General features: G+C 64.4%; 20 protein-coding genes. 4 read left to right on the plus strand and 16 right to left on the minus strand.

The window, feature by feature from the left end; translation table 11 throughout:
- Positions 1-177: 177 nt before the first annotated feature.
- The 7 genes from FOM02_RS34760 to glpD form a co-directional block, all read right to left on the minus strand.
- Positions 178-1,920: an ABC transporter substrate-binding protein gene (locus FOM02_RS34760; protein ID WP_027564315.1), complete on the minus strand. Its 1,743-nt coding sequence runs from the start codon at positions 1,918-1,920 to the stop codon at positions 178-180.
- 129 nt (positions 1,921-2,049) lie between these two features.
- Positions 2,050-2,379 carry a DUF2160 domain-containing protein gene (locus tag FOM02_RS34765; RefSeq protein ID WP_027564314.1) on the minus strand — a complete coding sequence of 110 codons (330 nt, stop codon included), beginning with the start codon at positions 2,377-2,379 and terminating at the stop codon, positions 2,050-2,052.
- A gap of 10 nt (positions 2,380-2,389) precedes the next feature.
- A complete protein-coding gene (locus FOM02_RS34770) occupies positions 2,390-3,196 on the minus strand; it encodes a carbohydrate ABC transporter permease (RefSeq protein ID WP_027564313.1) in 807 nt (268 codons plus the stop codon).
- Positions 3,196-4,170 carry a carbohydrate ABC transporter permease gene (locus FOM02_RS34775; RefSeq protein WP_027564312.1) on the minus strand — a complete coding sequence of 325 codons (975 nt, stop codon included), beginning with the start codon at positions 4,168-4,170 and terminating at the stop codon, positions 3,196-3,198. The genes FOM02_RS34770 and FOM02_RS34775 overlap by 1 nt, the downstream gene beginning before the upstream one ends.
- Positions 4,170-5,255, minus strand: a complete 1,086-nt coding sequence (locus FOM02_RS34780) for an ABC transporter ATP-binding protein (protein WP_027564311.1) — start codon at positions 5,253-5,255, stop codon at positions 4,170-4,172. Before FOM02_RS34780 ends, FOM02_RS34775 begins: the two co-directional genes overlap by 1 nt.
- A gap of 11 nt (positions 5,256-5,266) precedes the next feature.
- Positions 5,267-6,346, minus strand: a complete 1,080-nt coding sequence (locus FOM02_RS34785) for an ABC transporter ATP-binding protein (RefSeq protein WP_027564310.1) — start codon at positions 6,344-6,346, stop codon at positions 5,267-5,269.
- Positions 6,343-7,893, minus strand: coding sequence for a glycerol-3-phosphate dehydrogenase (glpD, locus tag FOM02_RS34790; protein ID WP_027564309.1), 1,551 nt, complete (start codon positions 7,891-7,893; stop codon positions 6,343-6,345). The genes FOM02_RS34785 and glpD overlap by 4 nt, the downstream gene beginning before the upstream one ends.
- Before the next feature lie 231 nt (positions 7,894-8,124).
- Between glpD and FOM02_RS34795 the strand changes: the two genes are divergently transcribed.
- Together FOM02_RS34795 and FOM02_RS34800 are read left to right on the plus strand one after the other, a co-directional pair.
- The gene (locus FOM02_RS34795; protein ID WP_027564308.1) at positions 8,125-8,409 is read left to right on the plus strand and encodes a type II toxin-antitoxin system Phd/YefM family antitoxin; all 285 of its coding nucleotides are present in this window, start codon (positions 8,125-8,127) and stop codon (positions 8,407-8,409) included.
- Positions 8,406-8,828: a type II toxin-antitoxin system VapC family toxin gene (locus tag FOM02_RS34800; protein WP_027564307.1), complete on the plus strand. Its 423-nt coding sequence runs from the start codon at positions 8,406-8,408 to the stop codon at positions 8,826-8,828. Before FOM02_RS34795 ends, FOM02_RS34800 begins: the two co-directional genes overlap by 4 nt.
- A gap of 4 nt (positions 8,829-8,832) precedes the next feature.
- Here the strand turns inward: FOM02_RS34800 and FOM02_RS34805 are convergent, their stop codons facing one another.
- Positions 8,833-9,678 (minus strand): DeoR/GlpR family DNA-binding transcription regulator, encoded by an 846-nt coding sequence (locus FOM02_RS34805; protein WP_027564306.1) that lies wholly within the window; start codon positions 9,676-9,678, stop codon positions 8,833-8,835.
- A 103-nt stretch (positions 9,679-9,781) separates the two neighbouring features.
- The gene (locus FOM02_RS34810; protein WP_027564305.1) at positions 9,782-10,468 is read right to left on the minus strand and encodes an HAD family hydrolase; all 687 of its coding nucleotides are present in this window, start codon (positions 10,466-10,468) and stop codon (positions 9,782-9,784) included.
- Between the two features lie 154 nt (positions 10,469-10,622).
- On the opposite strand from FOM02_RS34810, the gene FOM02_RS34815 reads away from it, so the two are divergent.
- Positions 10,623-11,075 (plus strand): nuclear transport factor 2 family protein, encoded by a 453-nt coding sequence (locus FOM02_RS34815; protein WP_027564304.1) that lies wholly within the window; start codon positions 10,623-10,625, stop codon positions 11,073-11,075.
- Between the two features lie 371 nt (positions 11,076-11,446).
- Positions 11,447-11,839, plus strand: a complete 393-nt coding sequence (locus FOM02_RS34820; RefSeq protein ID WP_027564303.1) for a nuclear transport factor 2 family protein — start codon at positions 11,447-11,449, stop codon at positions 11,837-11,839.
- A 144-nt stretch (positions 11,840-11,983) separates the two neighbouring features.
- Here the strand turns inward: FOM02_RS34820 and FOM02_RS34825 are convergent, their stop codons facing one another.
- The 7 genes from FOM02_RS34825 to FOM02_RS34855 form a co-directional block, all read right to left on the minus strand.
- Entirely contained in the window at positions 11,984-12,175 is a 192-nt protein-coding gene (locus FOM02_RS34825; RefSeq protein ID WP_024341426.1) for a hypothetical protein, read from the minus strand.
- Positions 12,176-12,366: 191 nt separating this feature from the next.
- On the minus strand, positions 12,367-12,777 hold the full coding sequence (locus FOM02_RS34830) for an acyl-CoA thioesterase (RefSeq protein WP_027564302.1): 411 nt from the start codon (positions 12,775-12,777) through the stop codon (positions 12,367-12,369).
- 7 nt (positions 12,778-12,784) lie between these two features.
- Positions 12,785-14,881, minus strand: a complete 2,097-nt coding sequence (locus tag FOM02_RS34835) for a 3-hydroxyacyl-CoA dehydrogenase NAD-binding domain-containing protein (protein WP_027564301.1) — start codon at positions 14,879-14,881, stop codon at positions 12,785-12,787.
- 2 nt (positions 14,882-14,883) lie between these two features.
- A complete protein-coding gene (locus FOM02_RS34840) occupies positions 14,884-16,167 on the minus strand; it encodes an acetyl-CoA C-acetyltransferase (protein WP_027564300.1) in 1,284 nt (427 codons plus the stop codon).
- On the minus strand, positions 16,167-18,434 hold the full coding sequence (locus FOM02_RS34845) for an acyl-CoA dehydrogenase (protein WP_027564299.1): 2,268 nt from the start codon (positions 18,432-18,434) through the stop codon (positions 16,167-16,169). Before FOM02_RS34845 ends, FOM02_RS34840 begins: the two co-directional genes overlap by 1 nt.
- 298 nt (positions 18,435-18,732) lie before the next feature.
- Positions 18,733-19,356, minus strand: a complete 624-nt coding sequence (locus FOM02_RS34850; protein WP_027564298.1) for a flavin reductase family protein — start codon at positions 19,354-19,356, stop codon at positions 18,733-18,735.
- A 120-nt stretch (positions 19,357-19,476) separates the two neighbouring features.
- A complete protein-coding gene (locus tag FOM02_RS34855; protein WP_027564297.1) occupies positions 19,477-20,076 on the minus strand; it encodes a TetR/AcrR family transcriptional regulator in 600 nt (199 codons plus the stop codon).
- Positions 20,077-20,096 lie beyond the last annotated feature (20 nt).

Genomic DNA, 20,096 nt, shown 5'->3' on the forward strand with positions numbered 1-20,096 from the left:
TCAAGTCGGACGATGACACCGAGAATGTGGAAACACCTGCCACAGACTCGTCATTGCAAATGACGCGGGGAGGCGGCGTCCGACACAACGCAAAAAGAAAAAAGGCCGAGATTGCTCCCGGCCTTTCGTGTTTGATGGATGGCCGGGTCAAGCCCGGCCATGACGACGTCTACGACGTCACTTCGCTTCCGCCCGCTTCGGGGGCTGCGCCGGCCACGACTTGATCAGCGTGTCGTAGTCGACCGTCTCGCCCTTCGGCTTCTCGTTGGCGAGCTTGCGCTGCGGCGCGATCGTGCCGTCCTTCTGGGCCTTGGCGAACCAGTACTCGGCCGTCTCCTTCTTGTGCAGCTTCGGACCGCAGGCGCCCTGCACGCCGGACTTCTCCAGGCGCTCCATCACGGAGTCCTGGGCCGCCGCGAGAGCGTCCATGGCCTGCTGCGGCGTCTTCGTACCGGACGACGCATCGCCGATATTCTGCCACCAGAGCTGCGCGAGCTTCGGATAGTCAGGCACGTTGTTGCCGGTCGGGGTCCACTGCACGCGCGCGGGCGAGCGGTAGAACTCGATCAGGCCGCCGAGCTTCGGCGCACGCTCGGTGAACGACTTGTCCCAGATGTCGGATTCACGGATGAAGGTGAGACCGACATGGCTCTTCTTCAGCGACACCGTCTTCGAGACGATGAACTGGAGATAGAGCCAGGCCGCCTTGCGGCGGTCAGCCGGAGTCGACTTCAACAGCGTGAGCGAGCCGGCGTCCTGGTAGCCGAGCTTCATGCCTTCCTTCCAGTACGAGCCGTGCGGCGACGGGGCCATACGCCATTTCGGCGTACCGTCCGCGTTCATCACGGCGATGCCGGGCTTCACCATGTCGGCGGTGAAGGCGGTGTACCAGAACATCTGCTGGGCGATGTTGCCCTGCGCCGGCACCGGACCCGACTCGGAGAAGGTCATGCCCTGCGCCTGCGGCGGGGCATACTTCTTCATCCATTCGAGGTACTTGGTGATCGAGTAGACCGCAGCCGGACCGTTGGTGTCGCCGCCGCGCTCGACCGACGAGCCGACCGGACGGCAGCCTTCCATGCGGATGCCCCATTCGTCGACCGGCAGGCCGTTCGGGATGCCCTTGTCGCCGTTACCGGCCATCGACAGCCAGGCGTCGGTGAAACGCCAGCCGAGCGAGGGATCCTTCTTGCCATAGTCCATATGGCCGTAGACCTTGACGCCGTTGATCTCCTTGATGTCGTTGGTGAAGAACTCGGCGATGTCCTCATAGGCCGACCAGTTCACGGGCACGCCGAGCTCGTAGCCATACTTGGCCTTGAACTTGGCCTTGTAGTCGGGGTTGGTGAACCAGTCGTAGCGGAACCAGTAGAGGTTGGCGAACTGCTGGTCGGGCAGCTGATAGAGCTTGCCGTCCGGCGCGGTGCCGAACGACTTGCCGATGAAGTCGTTGACGTCGAGCATCGGGTCGGTGACGTCCTTGCCCTCGCCGGTCATGTAGTCCGACAGCGCGATGGTCTGGCCGTAACGGAAGTGCGTGCCGATCAGGTCGGAGTCGTTGATCCAGCCGTCATAGACGTTCTTGCCCGACTGCATCTGGGTCTGCAGCTTCTCGACGACGTCACCTTCTTGAATGATGTCGTGCTTGAGCTTGATGCCGGTGAGCTCGGAGAACGCCTTGGCGAGCGTCTGCGATTCGTATTCGTGGGTGGTAATGGTCTCGGAGACGACGTTGATCTCCATGCCCTTGAACGGTTCGGCCGCCTTCGCGAACCACTCCAGCTCCTTCTTCTGGTCTTCCTTCGACAGCGTCGAGGGCTGGAATTCCGCGATCCACTTCTGGATCGCGGCATCGTCGGCGGCGCGCACCGGCGCCGAGACGGCGAACGACACCGCGACGATGGCGGCGGCGCTGGACATGGTCAGAAAGCTGCTCTTGGTCAATGGACCTTTCCTTCTCCTAAACTGTCGCATGTTGTTCCTCCGTTGCAGCGACAAACTTTTATACAGACCCGGTTGCCCCCGGATCTGGCCGTCCCTTCGCGAGCGTCAGACCGTGCGGAAAATGAGCACGGCCGTGGCCAGCGAAATTCCACTTGCGAGCCAGAGGCTCGAAATCTCAAAGCCATCCTCGCCGATCGGCAGCGTCGCGATCGCGTCGGTACCGACGAGGCCGATCCACAAGAGGTGGATGACGGCCGCCGATATCAGCGAGATGAACAGGCGATCGCCGCGCGTGGTCGGGATGCGCAGCACGCCGACGCGCTCGGCTTCGGGATAGACCGCGGCAAGGTAAGTCATGACCGCGAGCGTGCATGCGAGTGCGGCGAAGAAGATCGCCGTCGGCAGCGTCCAGGCCATCCATGCGATGGATTCCATTGATGCCTCCTCAGACGCGGCCGAGCGCGAAACCGCTCGCGATGTAATTGCGGACAAACCAGATCACGAGCGCGCCCGGAATGATGGTGAGCACGCCGGCCGCCGCAAGCAAGCCCCAGTCCATGCCGGCGGCCGACACCGTGCGCGTCATGATCGCGGCGATCGGCTTTGCGTGCACCGAGGTCAGCGTGCGCGCGAGCAGCAGCTCGACCCAGGAGAACATGAAGCAGAAGAAGGCGGCGACGCCGATGCCGCTAGCAATCAGCGGCACCAGGATCTTGATGAAGAAGCGCGGGAAGGAATAGCCGTCGAGGAAGGCGGTCTCGTCGATCTCGCGCGGCACGCCCGAGACGAAGCCCTCGAGGATCCACACCGCGAGCGGAACGTTGAAGATGCAGTGCGCGAGCGCAACCGCCCAGGGCGTATCGAACAGGCCGATCGCCGAATAGAGATTGAAGAACGGCAGCGCATAGACCGCCGCCGGCGCCATGCGGTTCGACAGCAGCCAGAAGAACAAATGCTTGTCGCCGAGGAAGCGATAGCGCGAGAAGGCGTAAGCCGCCGGCAGCGCCACCGAGATCGAGATGATGGTGTTGAGGACGACGTATTCCAGCGAGTTGATATAGCCGGAATACCAGCTCTCGTCGGTGAAGATGCGCTTGTAGTGCTGCAAGGTCGGCGTGTGCGGCCACAGCGTCATCGTAGAGACGATCTCGCTGTTGGTCTTGAAGCTCATGTTGATGAGCCAGTAGATCGGCAGCAGCAGGAAGACCAGGAACAGCCCCATGATGAGGCGGCGGCCGGGAATCGAATGCATCAGGCCACTCCTTCCTTTGGCTTGAGCGCGGGCACGGGCTTGAGCGCGGCCGCAGGCTTGGGCTCCAGCGCCGGTTCGCTCTCCGCCTGGACCTTTCGTTCGACGCCGGCATTGGTCATGACGGTGTAGAAGATCCAGCACACGATCAGGATGATCAGATTGTAGACCAGCGACAGCGCGGCGGCCTTGCCGAGGTCGAACTGGCCGAGCGCGATCTTGACCAGCTCGATCGACACGAAGGTGGTGGAATTGCCGGGTCCGCCGCCGGTGACGACGAACGGCTCGGTGTAGATCATGAAGCTGTCCATGAAGCGCAGCAGCACCGCGATCAGCAGCACGCGGTTCATCTTCGGCAGCTGGATCGCCTTGAACACCGCCCAGCGCGAGGCGCCGTCGATCTGGGCCGCCTGGTAATAGGCATCCGGGATCGATTTCAGGCCGGCATAGCAGAGCAGCGCGACAAGGCTGGTCCAGTGCCAGACGTCCATCACGATGACGGTGACCCAGGCGTCGACCTCGTTGGAGACGTAGTTGTAGTCGATGCCCATGGCATTCAGCACGTAGCCGAGCAGGCCGATGTCGGGCCGGCCGAAGATCTGCCAGATCGTGCCGACCACGTTCCACGGAATCAAGAGCGGCAGCGCCAGGATGATGAGGCAGGCCGCGACGGTCCAGCCCTGGCGCGGCATCGACAGCGCGACGACGATTCCGAGCGGCACCTCGATCGCGAGGATCACCATCGAGAAGAACAGGTTTCGCCCGAGGGAAGCGAGAAAGCGGCCGCCGAGATCAGTCGAGGGGTCGAGCAGCTCCTTGAACCAGCCGACACCGTTCCAGAAGAACTGGTTGTTGCCGAAGGTATCCTGCATCGAATAGTTCACCACCGTCATCAGCGGCAGCACCGCCGAGAAGGCGACCACCAGGAACACCGGCAGCACCAGGAACCAGGCTTTTTGGTTGACGGTCTTGTCCATCAGGCGGTTCCCTCAACCAGAAGGCTGTCGGCATAGACGTGGACATGCGACGGATCGAATTTCAGCCCGGCCGTGCCGTCGGATGGCGTGAAGCCCGCCGGCGCGCGCGCCGCGAGCTTGGCGTCGCCAACACGCACACGCGCAAAGCGGATGCGACCGAGATCGTCGATGCGTTCGACCTTCGCGCTGAGCAGGCCGGGCGCGGGCGTGACGGCCTCGACGAATTCGGGGCGCACGCCGATCTCGATCTTGGCGCCTGCCGATAGATTGTCGTAAGCGCGGTTGAGCGCGATGACATGGCCGTCGACCCTGGCCTCGCGTCCCCTCACCTCCGCCGGCAGGATGTTCATGCCGGGCGAGCCGATGAAGTAGCCGACGAAGGTGTGCGCCGGCTTGTCGAACAGCTCGGCCGGCGTGCCGCTCTGCACCACCCGGCCGTCATGCATGACGACGACGGTGTCGGCGAAGGTGAGCGCCTCGGTCTGGTCATGGGTAACGTAGATCATCGTGAGGTCGAGCTCGCGATGCAGCGCCTTCAGCTTGGAGCGCAGCTGCCATTTCAGCTCGGGATCGATCACCGTCAGCGGCTCGTCGAACAGCACGGCGGCAACGTCGGAGCGGACGAGGCCGCGGCCGAGTGAGATCTTCTGCTTGGCGTCGGCCGTGAGCCGCGTGGCTTTGCGGTTCAGATAGGGCTCGAGGTCGAGCAGGCGGCCGATCTCGGCGACGCGCTTGTCGATCTCGGCCTTCGGAACGCCGCGGTTCTTGAGCGGAAACGCGAGGTTCTGCCCCACCGTCATGGTGTCGTAGATCACCGGAAACTGGAACACCTGGGCGATGTTGCGCTTCTGCGTCGACAGCGGCGTGATGTCCTTGCCGTCGAACAGGATCTTGCCGCGCGAGGGCGTGATGATGCCGGAGATCACGTTGAGCAGCGTGGTCTTGCCGCAGCCGGACGGCCCAAGCAGCGCATAGGCGCCGCCCTGCCGCCAGGTCATGGTCACCGGCTTCAGCGCAAAGCTTTCCTGTGGCGCATCATTGCCGCCGTAGGAATGGGCGAGATCGACGAGGTCAATGCGAGCCATCGCGCATCCCCCTACGAGCTCGGCGCTGCGACCAATCGGTCGGCAGCATCGAAGACAAAGACATCATTCGGATCAAGCACAGCATCGATGGTCTGGCCGGGCTCGAACTCATGCACGCCGTGCAGCACCGCCACCCAGTTCGATCCGTCGCGGGTCAGATGCACGAAACTCTCCGAACCGGTGATCTCGGTCACCGTGACAGTGGCATGGAAGGCATGGCGATCGGCCTCGCCGTTGGCAAGCCCGAGCTGATGGGCGCGGAAGCCGACGCGATAGGTGCCGTCGGAGAGCGAGGAATAGAGGCCCGAGGCCGGCGAGGCCGTGCCGCCGCCGGCATATTGCACAGAACCGTTCCTCTTCTCGATGCCGACCAGATTGAGCGGCGGATCCGAAAACACCTGTGCGACGCGCAGGGTCTGCGGCCGGCGGTAGACATTGGCGGTCTCGCCCATCTGCAGCGCCTGGCCCTCCCACATGCACACCGTGTTGCCGCCGAGCAGCAGCGCCTCGGTCGGCTCGGTGGTGGCATAGACGAAGATCGCGCCCGAGGCCTCGAAAATGCGCGGCAGCTCGGCACGCAGCTCTTCGCGGAGCTTGTAGTCGAGATTGGCGAGCGGCTCGTCGAGCAGCACGAGATCGGCGCCCTTCACCAGCGCCCGCGCGATCGCGGTGCGCTGCTGCTGGCCGCCTGAGAGCTGGAGCGGCGTGCGCTTCAGGAACGGCTCGAGCCGCAGCAGCTTTGCCGCCTCCGCCACCCGCTTTTCGATCTCCCCGCGCGGCTTGCCCTGCACGCGCAAGGGCGATGCGATGTTCTCGTAGACCGTCAGCGAGGGGTAGTTGATGAATTGCTGATAGACCATCGCGACGGAACGCTGGCGCACGTCGGCGCCGGTGACGTCCTTGCCACCAACCAGCACCCTGCCCGTGCTCGGCTTGTCGAGGCCGGCGAGCAGCCGCATGATCGAGGTCTTGCCCGACAGCGTCGGTCCGAGCAGCACATTCAGCGTGCCGCTTTCGAGCGTCAGCGAGACGTCGCGGATGTGCGCGATGCCGTCGACGGTCCTGGTCACGTGATCGAGTGTCACGCTCATGAACGTCCTCCTGCTTCCAGCAGTGGACTTTGCTGCACAGCGTGGGTCCTGATCCAGTCTTCAAGTGTCGCGATCTCGTCGGCACTTAGTCGCAGGCCGAGCTTGGAGCGGCGCCAGACGATATCCTCGGCGGTGACCGCCCATTCATTGGCCATGAGGTAGCGCACCTCGCGCTCGGTCAGTGTCGCACCGAAGGCCTGGCCGAGATCCGCGGCCGATTTGGCATCGCCGAGCAGCTTGATCGCCCTGGTGCCGTAGGCGCGCGCAAGGCGACGTGCATGCTCATGGCTGAGGAAGGGATAGCCACGCTGAAGCTCGGCGATCAGGCCGTCGACATCGGACACACCCATATCCCCGCCGGGCAGCGGCCATTTGCCGGTCCAGCCCTCGCGCGCTTTCGCACTGCGAAGATAGGGCGCGAGCCGCTCCAGCGCCTCTTCGGCGAGGCGCCGATAGGTGGTGATCTTGCCGCCATAGATCGACAGCAGCGGCACGCCGCCGGGGGTGTCGAGCTCGAACACGTAGTCGCGCGTCGCGGCCTTGGCCTCGTTGGCGCCGTCGTCATAGAGCGGTCGCACACCGGAATAGGTCCAGACCACGTCATCGGGCGTGACGGGTTTCGCCAGATACTCGCTCGCCGCCGTGCAGAGATACTGAATCTCCTCGGGCGTCGCCTTCACCTTGGCAGGATCGCCGTCATAGTCGCGATCGGTGGTGCCTATCAGCGTAAAATCGTCCTGATAGGGGATCACGAAGATGATGCGGCCGTCGGCGTTCTGGAACATGTAGGCACGGTCGTGGTCGTAGAGCTTCTTGACCACGATATGCGAGCCCTGCACCAGGCGCACCTTGGCTTTCGCATTGACGCCGGCGCCGCGGCCGAGCACGTCCTCGACCCAGGGACCGCCGGCATTGATCAGGGCCTTCGCCCGAATCGACGAACGTGCACCGGTCAGCGTGTTGACCATGCTGACGGTCCAGATGCCATCGGACTGGCGGATCTCGGTGGCGCGGGTGCGGGTGCGGATCTCGGCGCCCTTGTCGGCGGCATCGCGCGCGTTGAGCACGACGAGGCGGGCGTCATCGACGAAGCAGTCGGAATATTCGAAGGCGCGGCTGTAGCGGTTCGGGATCAGCGGTTTGCCGACCTCGTCACGCTTGAGATCGACCGAGCGGGTCGCCGGCAGCAGATGGCGGCCGCCGATGTGATCATAAAGGAAGAGGCCGAGGCGCAGCAGCCAGGCCGGGCGCAGGCCGGCGTGATGCGGCAAAACGAAACGTAAGGGACGGATGATGTGGGGCGCGATGCCCCAGAGGATCTCGCGCTCGATCAGCGCTTCGCGGACGAGCCGAAACTCGTAATATTCGAGATAGCGCAGGCCGCCATGCACCAGCTTGGTCGACCAGGACGAGGTCCCGCTCGCCAGATCGTTCATTTCACACAGGAAAACCGTGTTGCCGCGGCCCACCGCGTCGCGCGCGATGCCGCAGCCGTTAACACCGCCTCCAATGATGGCGAGGTCGAAAATACGCTCCAACAGACGCATCCCCCGGCGACCGCCCGTTCCTTCGAGCGGCTACTTTCGTTTTTGATTAGATCACACCGAAAAACGAAAGCAAGATGAAAGAGAGACGAAAGGAAGTGAAAGAGGAACTTTTTTGATGGGCAAGAAGCCGAGAAATGAAGCAGCTCGGAGGGGGCAATTTGAAGCAAGCGCGCCCTTGAAAGGTCATCAACGCAGAATTATAGTCATAATAGTCATATTGGTTTCCACTCCATGGTCGATAGCAACCCTGCACCTGCCACGCTTCCGACTGATGACACTTGGACGCTCGCCAATGCCAAGGCACGGCTGTCCGAGGTAATCGATCGCGCCCAAACCGGCCCGCAGGTCATCACCCGCCACGGCAAACCCAATGCGGTCGTCGTTTCCGCCGAGGAATGGGCGCGCAAGGTCGCTCGCAAAGGTACGCTCGCCGAATTCCTGCTGGCGTCGCCGCTGCGTGGCGCAGACCTTGAGCTCGATCGCGTGCACGACACGCCACGCGACGAAATGCCGTGAACCTGCTGCTCGACACCAACGTACTGTCCGAGGTTCGGCGGCCTGCGCCTTCGCCGAAAGTTCTGGCGTGGCTTGATACGATCGATGAGGATCGCACTTTCATCAGTGTTGCCTCGATCGCCGAGCTTCGCCGCGGCGTGGCGTCGCTGGAGGACGGCCGTCGGCGCACAGCGTTAGCCGCCTGGCTGACTCATGATCTACCGGCGCGGTTTGCCGAACGCGTCCTGCCGATCGACCACGCGGTGGCGGAACGCTGGGGCGACCTGATGGCGCAGAGCCGCAGAAGTGGCGTCGTATTGTCTGTCATGGACGGCTTCTTTGCCGCAACCGCGCTCGCGAACAGCCTCACGCTCGTCACGCGCAATGTGAAGGATTTTGCACCGTTCGGCCTGTCGCTGCTCAACCCGTGGGACGCCTAACACCCTATCTCAGCCGCACCACCGGTGCCGCTTCAGGCGCCGCGTCCTGCGCATCGGCCTGGGTGTCGTCGATATCCGCCCCCTTCGGCATCGCCTCCACCACTTCGATGCCCTTGCTGTGGCAGATGGTGGCGAGGCGCTCGGGGAGCTCCTGATCCGTCACAAAGGTCTGTATCTGGGTCATATGGGCGATGCGCACCGGCGCGCTGCGGCGGAGCTTTGTGGAATCGGCAACCAGCATGACACTGCGGGCGTTGGCGATGATGGCCTGCGCGACCTGCACCTCGCGATAGTCGAAGTCGAGCAGCGCGCCCTCCTCGTCGATCGCGGAGGCCCCGATGATGGCATAGTCGACCTTGAACTGGCCGATCAGCTGCGTCGCGGTCGAGCCGACCACCGCGCCGTCGGCGCGGCGCACCGTGCCGCCGGCCACCACCACCTCGATGCGGGGATGGCGGTAGAGCAGCATGGCGACGTTGAGGTTGTTGGTGATGACGAGAAGATCCTCGTGCGAGGTCAGGGCGCTCGCGACCTCCTCCGTCGTGGTGCCGATGTTGATGAACAGCGAGCAGCCGTTCGGGATCAGCGACGCGGCCGCGGCGCCAATGGCCTTCTTCTCATCGGCGGCCACGAAGCGGCGCGCCTCGTAGGCGAGGTTTTCCACGCCGGAGGCGATGATGGCGCCGCCATGGATGCGGGTCAGCGATCTCCGCTCGCAGAGATCGTTGAGATCCTTGCGGATGGTCTGTGCCGAAACCTCGAACCTGCGCGCGAGCTCCTCGACCATGACACGGCCGGAAGCGCGCGCGATGTTGAGGATTTCGGCTTGGCGGTGGGTCAGTCCGGTCACGGCAACGGCCTCAAATCAGGAGGATGCATGGTGCGGCGGTTCGCGGCTTCGGTCAATGTGCGCGCCGATCACGGTTAACGGATGGCCGTCACCACGCCATTTCTTACCAAGTCATGGCGCTGGCCAGATGCGCGAGCAGCTGCGGATCGTCGAAGGCACTGGCGGACGCGACCGCGCCTGATGCAACCAGGTCAGCATGGCTGAGGCTGGTGCGGATGCCGATGGTCGGAATGCCGGCCGCTGTGGCGGATTGCACGCCGGTGCGGGAGTCCTCGAATGCGACCGAGGTCTCCGGCCTCGCCCCGACGAAACGCAGACCTTCCTGATAGGGCAGCGGATGCGGCTTGCCGTGCGGCAGCTCGGCGCCGATCACGAGCGCCTTGAAGCGGTGCGCGATGCCGAGGCCTGACAGCAGCAGCTCGGCGTTGAGACGCGGCGCGTTGGTCACGGCGACCATGGGAATGCCGGCGCCATCAGCCCGGTCAAGCAGCGCCATCAGGCCCGGCAGCGGCGCGATCTGCCCGGCCACCAGCGTGCGGAAGACCTCCTCCTTCTCGTCGAGGATCAAGGCGCGCCGCTCCGGCGCTTCGTGGGGCAGAAAGCGCTCGCGGATCGCGACATTGGCGAAACCTTGCAGCTCCCTGGAGAAGCGCGCGTGGTCAAAGACATGGCCGTGCGGACCAAGCACCTGGTTGAAGGCCTTCAAATGCAACGGGTCGGTGTCGGCGAGCGTGCCGTCGATGTCGAACAGCAATGCCCTGCCCGTCGTACCCTGTCTGGCCTCGATCATTTCCGTACTTTCCAAAATGCGCGACGCATCGATGCGCGAGACGTATCAATACGGCCTCGATCGCGCAATGACGCATCCACATGACGACAATGCGGCACTCGACAAAGTCGCGCGCGGCTGCAACACTCCGTGCAAGATCAAAAAGGAGGAAACGATGACGATCAACCGACGCGATCTGGCTCTCTCGACTCTTGCCGTCTCGGCGCTCGCGCTCACATCACCTGCGCTTGCCGCATCGGCGGACGAGGAAGCCGTGGCGAAGAAGGTCGAGGCCTTCCGCCTCGCCCAGATCGCGGCCGACCCGAAGGCGCTCGGCGCGCTGTGCTGGGACGATCTCAGCTACAGCCATTCCAGCGGCAAGGTCGAGGACAAGGCGACCTTCATCGCCAACGCCACCGACGGCAAGTCGAAATTCCTTTCGATCGAATACAAGGACCCGACCATCAAGGTGATCGGCCCCGCCGCGATCGTGCGCTTCCACTGGGTCGCGGAACAGGAGATGGCGGCCGATGGGAAGAAAGTGCCGACCAACCTTCACATCCTGATGAACTGGCAGAAGCAGGGCGACGAGTGGAAGCTGCTGTCGCGGGCCGCAACGAAGTTGTGATGCCCGCTCTTACCCTCTCCCCCTGCGGGAGAGGGTGGCTCGCCGCAAGGCGGCGAGACGGGTGAGAGGTCTCTCTCCGCGAGCGAATGTCTCACTTGTGAGTTTGCCGAGCCAACACCTCATCCGGCGCCATAGCCGAAGCTTTGCTTCGGCGTTCTCTTAGCAACGGCCGCCGAAGGCGGCCTACGCCACCTTCTCCCACAAGCGGAGAAGGAAGAAGACAGCAGCACTGAGGGCTGCATAAAATTCCGACCACACTTTGCGCGTCAGAATTCGCGCCACCTAGCGCAATGCGCCGTATTGCGACCTGACGCTCGACAAAATCAAGTGCGGCTGCAACAGTGGGCGCAAGATCAAGAACGGAGGACACGATGACACTGAATCGCGATCATGCCGCCACGACGGACCACGAGGCGGTGGCAAGAAACGTCGAGGCATTCCGTCTCGCCCAGATCGCGGCCGACCCGAAAGCGCTCAGCGCACTATGCGCGGATGATCTGAGCTACAGCCATTCCAACGGCTTCCTCGAGGACAGGGCGGCCTTCGTCGCCAACGCCACTGACGGCAAGACGGAGTTCCTGTCGATTACGTACAAGGATCCGACCATCAAGATCGTCGGCTCCGCCGCGATTGTGCGCTTCCACTGGCTGGCCGAGATGATGACCGGCGGACAGAAAGTGGCAAACAGCCTTCATATCCTGATGAACTGGCAGAAGCAGGGCGACGATTGGAAGCTGTTGTCACGCTCCGCGACGAAGTTGTGATCGACGCCGTCATTCCGGGACGCGCCGACAGCCGCGGGCGATAATGCGCAATTGCGCATCTGAGAATCCATTGGTCGGCAATTTCTGCAGCACGATAGATTCCGGGTTCGCGCTAAGCGCGCCCCGGAATAACAGGTGCGACGCTTACGCCGCCTCCTTCACATCGCCGTTAACCAGCTTGCGCGCAGCGCGCTCGGCTTCGCGGGCGTTGCGAAAGAGCTGGCCTTCGAGACGGTTGAAGCGGTGCGACGAGGCGAAGAAGCAATAGCCTCCTTGGGAACGAACGACGATACCTGCGGTCTGCGAATTAACTTCGATGATGTAGCTGTCCGGCATGGTCCGTGAGGTCCTCAGTGCGCGCAGATAACGGCATCCAGGCCCAAAGGTTCCTGGGCATCTGAGGCCGTTTTCCACCCCGAATCGACACGCAATTGAGTACGCCGAGACCTCATCCGTTTTGTGACTTGTTCTTGGCGAAGCCGCGACGGATGCGGACGCGACGCCGCGCGATCATCCGCCGCGCGCGCTTACGTCGCGATCGACGTGTCCGTGGAGCGCACCTCCTGCGGACGGCCGTGCTCGTCGATCGAGACATAAGTGAAGTTGCCGTCGGTGACGAGGAACGGATGCTCCTCGCCGCGGCGCAGCGCCCAGGCTTCGAGATGCACGGTCATCGACGTGCGGCCGACCCGCACGAGATTGGCATAGACCGAGACGAGATCGCCAACGTAGACGGCCTTGCGAAAATTCATCGCCTCGATCGCGACCGTCACCGTACGCGACTTCGCGACCTTTGATGCGAACACGCCGCCGCCGACGTCCATCTGGCTGAGCAGCCAGCCACCGAAGATGTCGCCGTTCGCATTGGTGTCGGCGGGCATCGCCAGCGTGCGGATGCAGAGATCGCCGCGCGGGGCGGTATCGGACTTCTCGGTCATGTGGCTCTCACTTGAAATGATCCCAGCCCGGATCGGGCGCGAAGCGTCCGCCGAACCGTTCGGCCAGCGCGCGCAGCGTGGATACAATATTTTCCGCGCCGCGCGTGCGCGCATAGTTCAGCGGACCGCCGCGGAACGGCGCATAGCCGGTCCCGAAGATCATCGCGCCGTCGACCGCATCAGGGTCATCGACGATGCCTTCGCGAAGGGCCGCAATGCAGACATTGGACATCGGCAGCACCAGACGGTCGATCATCTGGTCGGTGACGCGCGGACCGGTCTCAGGCAGCGGCGCCCTCTCGGCCTTGCCGTCCTTCCAGGTGTAAAAACCCTTGCCGGACTTGCGGCCGAGCTCACCCTTGGTGACCTTCTCGCGCAGCCAGGCCGGCGTCGGCGGCAAGAGGTCGCCGAACTTGGCGCGCAGCATGTCGCCGACATCGAGGCAGATATCGAGGCCGACCTGATCGGCGAGCTCGATCGGTCCCATCGGCATGCCGAACTGCTCGGCCGCAGCATCGATCAGGCGCTGGTCGATCTTCTCGTCCAGCATCACCATCGCTTCCAGCATGTAGGGCGTCAGCGCGCGGTTGACGAGGAAGCCGGGCGAGCTCTTCACGGGCAGCGGCAGCCGATCGATGGCACCGACGAAGGCGAGCGCTTCCTTTAGCACCTGCGACTCATTGCCGTCGTGGCTGACGACCTCGACAAGCTGCAGCCGCGACACCGGGTTGAAGAAATGCAGGCCAACGAGGCGCTCCGGCCGCGCCAGCGTGGTGCGCAGATCCTGAAGCGGAATGCTGGAGGTGTTGGTCGCAAGGATCGCGCCCGGTTTCATCCGCGGCTCGAGGCCGGCATAGACCTTCTGCTTCAGCTCGAGCTTTTCCGGCACCGCCTCGATGATGAGATCGGCGTTACGCACGCCCTCGCCGTCCATGTCGGGGATCAGTCGATCGAGTGCGTCGCGCACCTCGGTCGGTCTGCGGATGATCTTGCCGTAGAGCTCGGCGGCGCGCTTCACCGCGCCGGCGATCGGCTCGGCCTTCATGTCGGCGAGCGAGACGCGCAGTCCCTGTCCCGCACACCAGGCCGCGATGTCGCCGCCCATGGCGCCGGCGCCGATGACGTGGACGTGCTTGATGGTGTTGCCGGTGCCGGCGGCCTTCTTCATTTGCTCGCGCAGGAAGAAGACGCGGATCAAATTTTGCGCGGTCGGCGTCACCATCAATTTGGCGAAGGAGGCCTGCTCGGCCTTCAGCATCGCGGCCTTGCTGCCGCCATGCGTCTCCCACAGATCGATCAGCGCGTAAGGCGCCGGATAGTGCTCGCGCGATGCAGCCTTCGCTGCCTCCGAGCGCATGCGCTTGGCCAGCAACCCACGCACGGGCCCGAAATTGGCCGCGCGTGTGAGGAGACCCGGACGCGCCCGCTTCAGGCGGCCGAACAGCGCGTCCTTCACGGCGCCCCGGACGTGGCGCTCCTGCGTCACGGTGTCGACGAGGCCGAGCGACTTGGCGCGGCGCGCATCGATGGTGCGCCCCGTAAGCATCAAGGCCATCGACTGCGTCGGGTTGACCAGCGCCGTGAAACGCGCGGTGCCGCCGAGGCCGGGATGCAGGCCCAGCATCACCTCCGGGAAGCCGAAGCGCGCGCCGTCGATGGCGATGCGCGACTGACAGGCGAGCGCAACCTCGAGCCCGCCGCCGAGGCAGAAGCCGTGGATGACCGCGACCGTCGGCAGCTTGAGCGCATCCAGATGATCCACCACCGCATGCGCGGCGCGGATGCGTGTCTCCACCATCTCGGCATCGCTGGCGCCGCGGAATTCGTTGACGTCGGCGCCGGCAATGAAGCCGGACGATTTTGCCGAGCGGATCACGAGACCGGCCGGACGCTCGGTCTCGATTGCCGCGAGCACGGCGTCGAACTCCTCCATCACGTCGGACGAGAGCGTGTTAGCGCTTGCGTCAGCGCGGTCGAACAGCAGCCAGGCAACGCCGTCGGCATCGCGGGTCAGCTTGAAGTGCTTGTACCGGCCGTCCGAAGCGGGCTGCGGTCCGAGCTCCAGCACGCGGTCGCCGAGCGCGGTCATGATCTTTGAATCCATGGTCACACCGCCTCGATCAGCATGGCGCCGCCGAGCCCGCCGCCGATGCATTCGGTGGCGACCCCACGCCGCGTGCCGAGCCGCTTCATTGCATTGACGAGATGCAGCACGATGCGATTGCCGGAGGTGCCGACGGGATGACCGAGCGAGATCGCGCCGCCGTCGACATTGAGCCTTTCGCGGTCGATCTCGCCGGCCGCGCCGTCGAGGCCGAGGATCTCGCGGCAGAACTTGTCGTCGTTCCAGGCGGCGAGGCAGCCGAGCACCTGCGTGGCAAAGGCCTCGTTCAACTCCCAGGTCTCGACGTCCTTGATGGTGAGGTCGTTGCGCTGAAGCAGCGGCGTTGCCGACATCACGGGTCCGAGCCCCATGATGCTGGGATCGAGCGCGGCCCAGTGGCTGTCGACGATCGCAGCCTTCGGCGTCAGTCCGTGTTTTGCCACCGCCGCATCGGAAGCAAGGATCACCCAGGACGCGCCGTCGGTGATCTGCGAGGAATTGCCGGCCGTGACCTGGCCCCACGGACGCTCGAACACCGGCCTCAGCTTTGAGAGCGTCTCGGCCGTCGAGTCCGGGCGCACGCCGTCGTCATGATCGAAGAATTTGCCGTCGCGGGAGAACGCGGTCTCGACCTCGCCCTTCAGATATCCTTTGGCCTGCGCGTGGGCGAGCCGGCGGTGGCTCTCGGCCGCATAGGCGTCCGACTGGGCGCGGGTGATGCCGAAGAGATGGCCGACGACTTCGGCGGTCTGGCCCATGTTGAGGTCGGTGACTGGATCAGTCAGCCCGCGCTCGAGGCCGATGATCGGCTTGAGATAGCGCGGCCGCAGCCTGAACGCGGCAGCGAGCTTGGCGGCCATGCCCTTGGCGGTGGCAAGGCCGGCGAACCAGCGCACACCGGAATTGGGCCAGACCAGCGGCGCGTGGCTCAGCGCCTCGGTGCCTCCCGCCAAAATCATGTCGGCATGGCCCTCGCGGATGTAGCGATAGGCGGTGTCGATCGACTGCATGCCAGAGCCGCAATTGATCTGCACCGTGAAGGCGACCATGTCCTCGCCCATGCCGAGCCGGAGCGCGGCGACACGGGCTGGGTTCATCTCGTCGGCGATCACGTTGACGCAGCCGAGGATGACCTGGTCGAAATCGTCAGGCGAAAACGGCTGGCGCGCCAGCAGCGGCCGGCCGCATTGCACGGCAAGATCGACCGGCGTGAACGGCCCCGGCCCGGAACGTGCTTTCAGAAACGGCGTCCGGCTGCCGTCGACGATGAAAACCGGTCGTGCCATCAGCTCGCCGCCCTCTGTTCACCGAGTTCCTGGAAGAACTGATGCACGTCGCCGGATTTCTTGTAAATCGGCGATAGCGCCTCCGGCGCAAAATCGTCGACCTCGATGACTTTTGTGACGGCTTCGTGAGCGGCCGCGAGCTGCTCGCCTTCGGCCTGCGTGATCACGCCTTTGGCGATGGCGTCTTTCCAGTCGCGGATATGCGCAGCGCGCATGCGCTTGGCGATCGCATCGGTGCTCGCGACCAATTTGAACGCGCGCTCCAGCCGGGCAAAGCCGCTGTCGTCGTCGACATGGGCGAGATCCGGCGTGAGGCGCTCGCGCGCGGCCGACGGCTCCAGCACGATGCCAGCGCATTGATGCACGACACGGTCGGACGGACCGAGCACGCGGGCGCCGAATGGCTGGACCACGAGCTTGAGGAAGCCGGCAACGAAGCGGTTGGGCAGGTTGGCGAGGATTTCGGCCAGCCGGTTCTCGATCGTCTTGAAGCCGGTCGCCATGCACCATTCCAGCGCGGCAAAATCCTCCTTCTGCCGGCCCTCGTCCTGCCATCGCTTGAGCGCGGCCGAGAGCAGGTACAGCTCGGAGAGAATGTCGCCGAAGCGCGCCGACAGCATCTCCTTGCGCTTGAGCGCGCCGCCGAGCGTCAGTAACGCCATGTCGGCGCAGAGCGCGAACGCCGCGGAGTAGCGCGAGAGCTGGCGATAGAACGGCGTGGCATCGCCCGCATCCGGTGCCATCGCGAAGGCGCCGAAGGTCCAGCTCTGGCCGAAGGCACGGAACAGTGTCCGGAAGCTATGGCCGACGTGTTTCCAGAACGCAGTGTCGAAGGCGGTGAGCCCGCGCTCGCGATCGGTGTCGGCCAGCGCGTTCATCTCGTCGAGCAGATAGGGATGCGCGCGGATCGCGCCCTGCCCGAACACGATGAGATTGCGGGTGAGGATATTGGCGCCCTCGACGGTGATGCCGACCGGCACGGCGCGATGCAGATTGCCGATATAGTTTTGCGGGCCGTCGATCACCGCCTTGCCGCCATGGATATCCATGGCATCGTCGACCGCGGTCCGCATCCGCTCGGTCGCATGCAGTTTCATGATGCCGGAGATCACGGCGGGATGAACGCCGGCGTTGAGCGCTGCGCAGGTCAGCCGCCGTGCTGCATCGAGCTGGTAGGCGGTCGCAACGATGCGCGCGAGCGGCTCCTCGACGCCCTCGAATTTGGAGATGGAGATGCCGAACTGCTCGCGGATGCGGGCATAGGCACCGGTGGTGCGCGCGGCATAGGCGGCGCCCGCAGCGGAGAGCGACGGCAGCGAGATGCCGCGGCCGGCGGCGAGCGCCGTCATCAGCATCTTCCAGCCCTGCCCGAGGCGCTCCTTGCCGCCGATGACGTAATCGAGCGGGATGAAGACGTCGCGGCCCCGGTTCGGGCCGTTCTGGAACACCTGCATCGACGGCAGATGGCGATGGCCGATCTCGACACCGGGCAGGTTGGTCGGGATGAGCGCGACGGTGATGCCGAGCTCTTCCTGCTGGCCCACTAGATGGTCGGGATCGTAGGCCTTGAAGGCGAGGCCAAGGAGTGTCGCCACGGGGCCGAGCGTGATGTAGCGCTTGTGCCAGTTGAGGCGGAGGCCTGTGACCTCGCGGCCTTCAAAGTTGCCCTTGCAGATGATGCCGGTGTCGATCATCGAGGCGGCATCTGAGCCGGCCTCAGGGCTGGTGAGGCCGAAGCAGGGAATGTCGCGACCGTCGGCAAGCCGCGGCAGCCAGCGCTCCTGCTGCTCCTTGGTGCCGAAGCGCATCAGGAGTTCGCCGGGGCCGAGCGAGTTCGGCACCATCACGGTGACCGCCGCTGCGATCGAACGGGTCGAGATCTTGCGCACCACTTCCGAATGCGCGTAGGGCGAAAAGCCGAGGCCGCCAAACTCCTTCGGAATGATCATGCCGAAGAATTTCTCGCGCTTGACGAAGTGCCAGACATCCGGCGGCAGGTCGCGCCATTCCCAGAAGATCTTCCACTCGTCGAGCATGGCGCAGAGCTCGTCTACAGGCCCGTTGAGAAAGGCCTGCTCCTCGTCGGTGAGCCGCGCCGGCGGCACCTTCAGGAGCTTGGTCCAGTCGGGATTGCCGGTGAAGAGGTCGGCGTCCCACCAGACGTCACCGGCCTCCAGCGCCTCGCGCTCGGTGTCGGACATCGCCGGCAGCACGCCGCGCGCCCAGGAGAAGATCGGCTTTGTGATGTTGTCGCGGCGGAAGCTCATGGCGGACCTCATGGATCGGCGCGGTTATCAGGCATTTTAGCGGAAAGTGGCCGGGGTGCGTGAACACTTCGCCTGCAAAAAGACGCGAATTGACGCGGCCGGGCGGCCGCCCCGGGGACCATAACGGCCGGGGCGTGGAGGCAGTTCCGGGAGGGGGAATGGGGCTAGATGTCTCCCCGCGTCATTCCGGGGCACGCGAAGCGTGAGCCCTGAATCCATAACCACGATCGGGAGTATGGATTCCGGGCTCGCGCCTCGCGGCGCGCCCCGGAATGACGGTGGAGAAAGTCCGGCCGGCCTAATCCGGCCGGATCATCTCGAACATGTTTTCCGGCTTGATTTCGAAATAATCGCCACGGCGGCCGGCGCGGACGATGGGGCGGGCGGCGGCGGTCTGGTAGACGCCGTCCTTGATCATGGCCTTGTCGATGTGGACGGCGACGACCTCACCCAGCGTCAGCCAGGCGTCGGCCTCCTTGCCGTCGGCGCCCTTGAGGCGGACGATGTCGGACACCTTGCACTCGAAGGCGACCGGGCTCTCGCCGACGCGCGGCACGTTGACGAGCTTGCCGGGCACGGCGGTCAGCCCCGCGATCTCGAACTCGTCGACCTCGGGGGCGACATGCGCGGCGGTTGCATTCATGTGCTTGGCGAGATCCATCGTGGCGAGATTCCAGACGAACTCGCCGGTCTGCTGGATGTTCTCGACCGAGTCCTTCCAGTTGGTGGAGGAGAAGCCGATGATCGGCGGCACGTAACAGAAGGCGTTGAAGAAGCTGTAGGGCGCGAGGTTGACGTGGCCCTTGGTGTCGCGCGAGGAGATCCAGCCGATCGGCCGCGGCGCGATGATGGCATTGAAGGGATCGTGCTTGAGGCCGTGGCCCTTGGAGGGCTCGTAGAAGTAAAGGTCTTTATCGGTCACGCCGCTGTTTCTCCGTTTTCCGTCATTCCGGGGCGGTCCGCAGGACCGAACCCGGAATCTCGAGATTCCGGGTTCGATGCTTCGCATCGCCCCGGAATGACGGTCAACTCAAAACATTGGTCAGTGGCGCGGGGACAGACCCGCGATGACGAAATCGATCATCTGGTCGATGGTCGGGCCCGGTTTGGTGGCGCACTGGGCGATCATCTGGGGGTGGAAGAAGCGCATCATCGCGGTGCAGGCGCACAGCGACGCCAGTGGCAGGTCCGGCGCCTCGAACTCGCCGGTGGCGGCGCCTTGGGCGATCATCTGGCCGATGACGCCGGCAATGCACTCCATATGGGCGACGCAGACGTCCCAGTCCTCCTCCATCGCGATCGCGACCATCTCGTGCAGCTTGCTATCGCCGACATAGCGCTCGGTGTTCATGCGGTGGATGGTGGTGAGCAGCTCGCGGAAGCGCGGCAGCACCGGACCGGGACGGGTCACGATCCGCTGCGCCTCCAGCTCGACCTCGCCCATCAGGCCCCGCGCCACCGCCTGGTGGATCGCCTTCTTCGATTCGAAGAAGCGATAGACGTTGGCGGGGCTCATCCTGAGCTCCTTGGCGATGTCGCCGACCGTGGTCTTCTGATAGCCGATCTGGCGGAACAGCCGCTCGGCCACCTCGAGGATACGATCCCGGGTGTCGCCTTCGATATGTTCCGCAACCAGTGTCATTTTGTCAGGACTCGTTCGTC

Source organism: Bradyrhizobium sp. SEMIA, from assembly GCF_014844175.1.
Taxonomy (GTDB): Bacteria; Pseudomonadota; Alphaproteobacteria; order Rhizobiales; family Xanthobacteraceae; genus Bradyrhizobium; species Bradyrhizobium arachidis.

Excerpts from the sequence above, each read along its gene's own strand:
- FOM02_RS34810 (WP_027564305.1), bottom strand. The coding sequence starts at position 10,468 with ATGATCGAGGCCAGACAGGGTACGACGGGCAGGGCATTGCTGTTCGAC.
- FOM02_RS34760 (WP_027564315.1), bottom strand. The coding sequence starts at position 1,920 with ATGTCCAGCGCCGCCGCCATCGTCGCGGTGTCGTTCGCCGTCTCGGCG.
- FOM02_RS34770 (WP_027564313.1), bottom strand. The coding sequence starts at position 3,196 with ATGCATTCGATTCCCGGCCGCCGCCTCATCATGGGGCTGTTCCTGGTC.
- FOM02_RS34840 (WP_027564300.1), bottom strand. The coding sequence starts at position 16,167 with ATGGCACGACCGGTTTTCATCGTCGACGGCAGCCGGACGCCGTTTCTG.
- FOM02_RS34820 (WP_027564303.1), top strand. The coding sequence starts at position 11,447 with ATGACACTGAATCGCGATCATGCCGCCACGACGGACCACGAGGCGGTG.
- FOM02_RS34815 (WP_027564304.1), top strand. The coding sequence starts at position 10,623 with ATGACGATCAACCGACGCGATCTGGCTCTCTCGACTCTTGCCGTCTCG.
- FOM02_RS34780 (WP_027564311.1), bottom strand. The coding sequence starts at position 5,255 with ATGGCTCGCATTGACCTCGTCGATCTCGCCCATTCCTACGGCGGCAAT.
- FOM02_RS34845 (WP_027564299.1), bottom strand. The coding sequence starts at position 18,434 with ATGAGCTTCCGCCGCGACAACATCACAAAGCCGATCTTCTCCTGGGCG.
- FOM02_RS34830 (WP_027564302.1), bottom strand. The coding sequence starts at position 12,777 with ATGACCGAGAAGTCCGATACCGCCCCGCGCGGCGATCTCTGCATCCGC.
- FOM02_RS34785 (WP_027564310.1), bottom strand. The coding sequence starts at position 6,346 with ATGAGCGTGACACTCGATCACGTGACCAGGACCGTCGACGGCATCGCG.
- FOM02_RS34855 (WP_027564297.1), bottom strand. The coding sequence starts at position 20,076 with ATGACACTGGTTGCGGAACATATCGAAGGCGACACCCGGGATCGTATC.
- FOM02_RS34765 (WP_027564314.1), bottom strand. The coding sequence starts at position 2,379 with ATGGAATCCATCGCATGGATGGCCTGGACGCTGCCGACGGCGATCTTC.
- FOM02_RS34795 (WP_027564308.1), top strand. The coding sequence starts at position 8,125 with ATGGTCGATAGCAACCCTGCACCTGCCACGCTTCCGACTGATGACACT.
- FOM02_RS34825 (WP_024341426.1), bottom strand. The coding sequence starts at position 12,175 with ATGCCGGACAGCTACATCATCGAAGTTAATTCGCAGACCGCAGGTATC.
- glpD (WP_027564309.1), bottom strand. The coding sequence starts at position 7,893 with ATGCGTCTGTTGGAGCGTATTTTCGACCTCGCCATCATTGGAGGCGGT.
- FOM02_RS34835 (WP_027564301.1), bottom strand. The coding sequence starts at position 14,881 with ATGGATTCAAAGATCATGACCGCGCTCGGCGACCGCGTGCTGGAGCTC.
- FOM02_RS34775 (WP_027564312.1), bottom strand. The coding sequence starts at position 4,170 with ATGGACAAGACCGTCAACCAAAAAGCCTGGTTCCTGGTGCTGCCGGTG.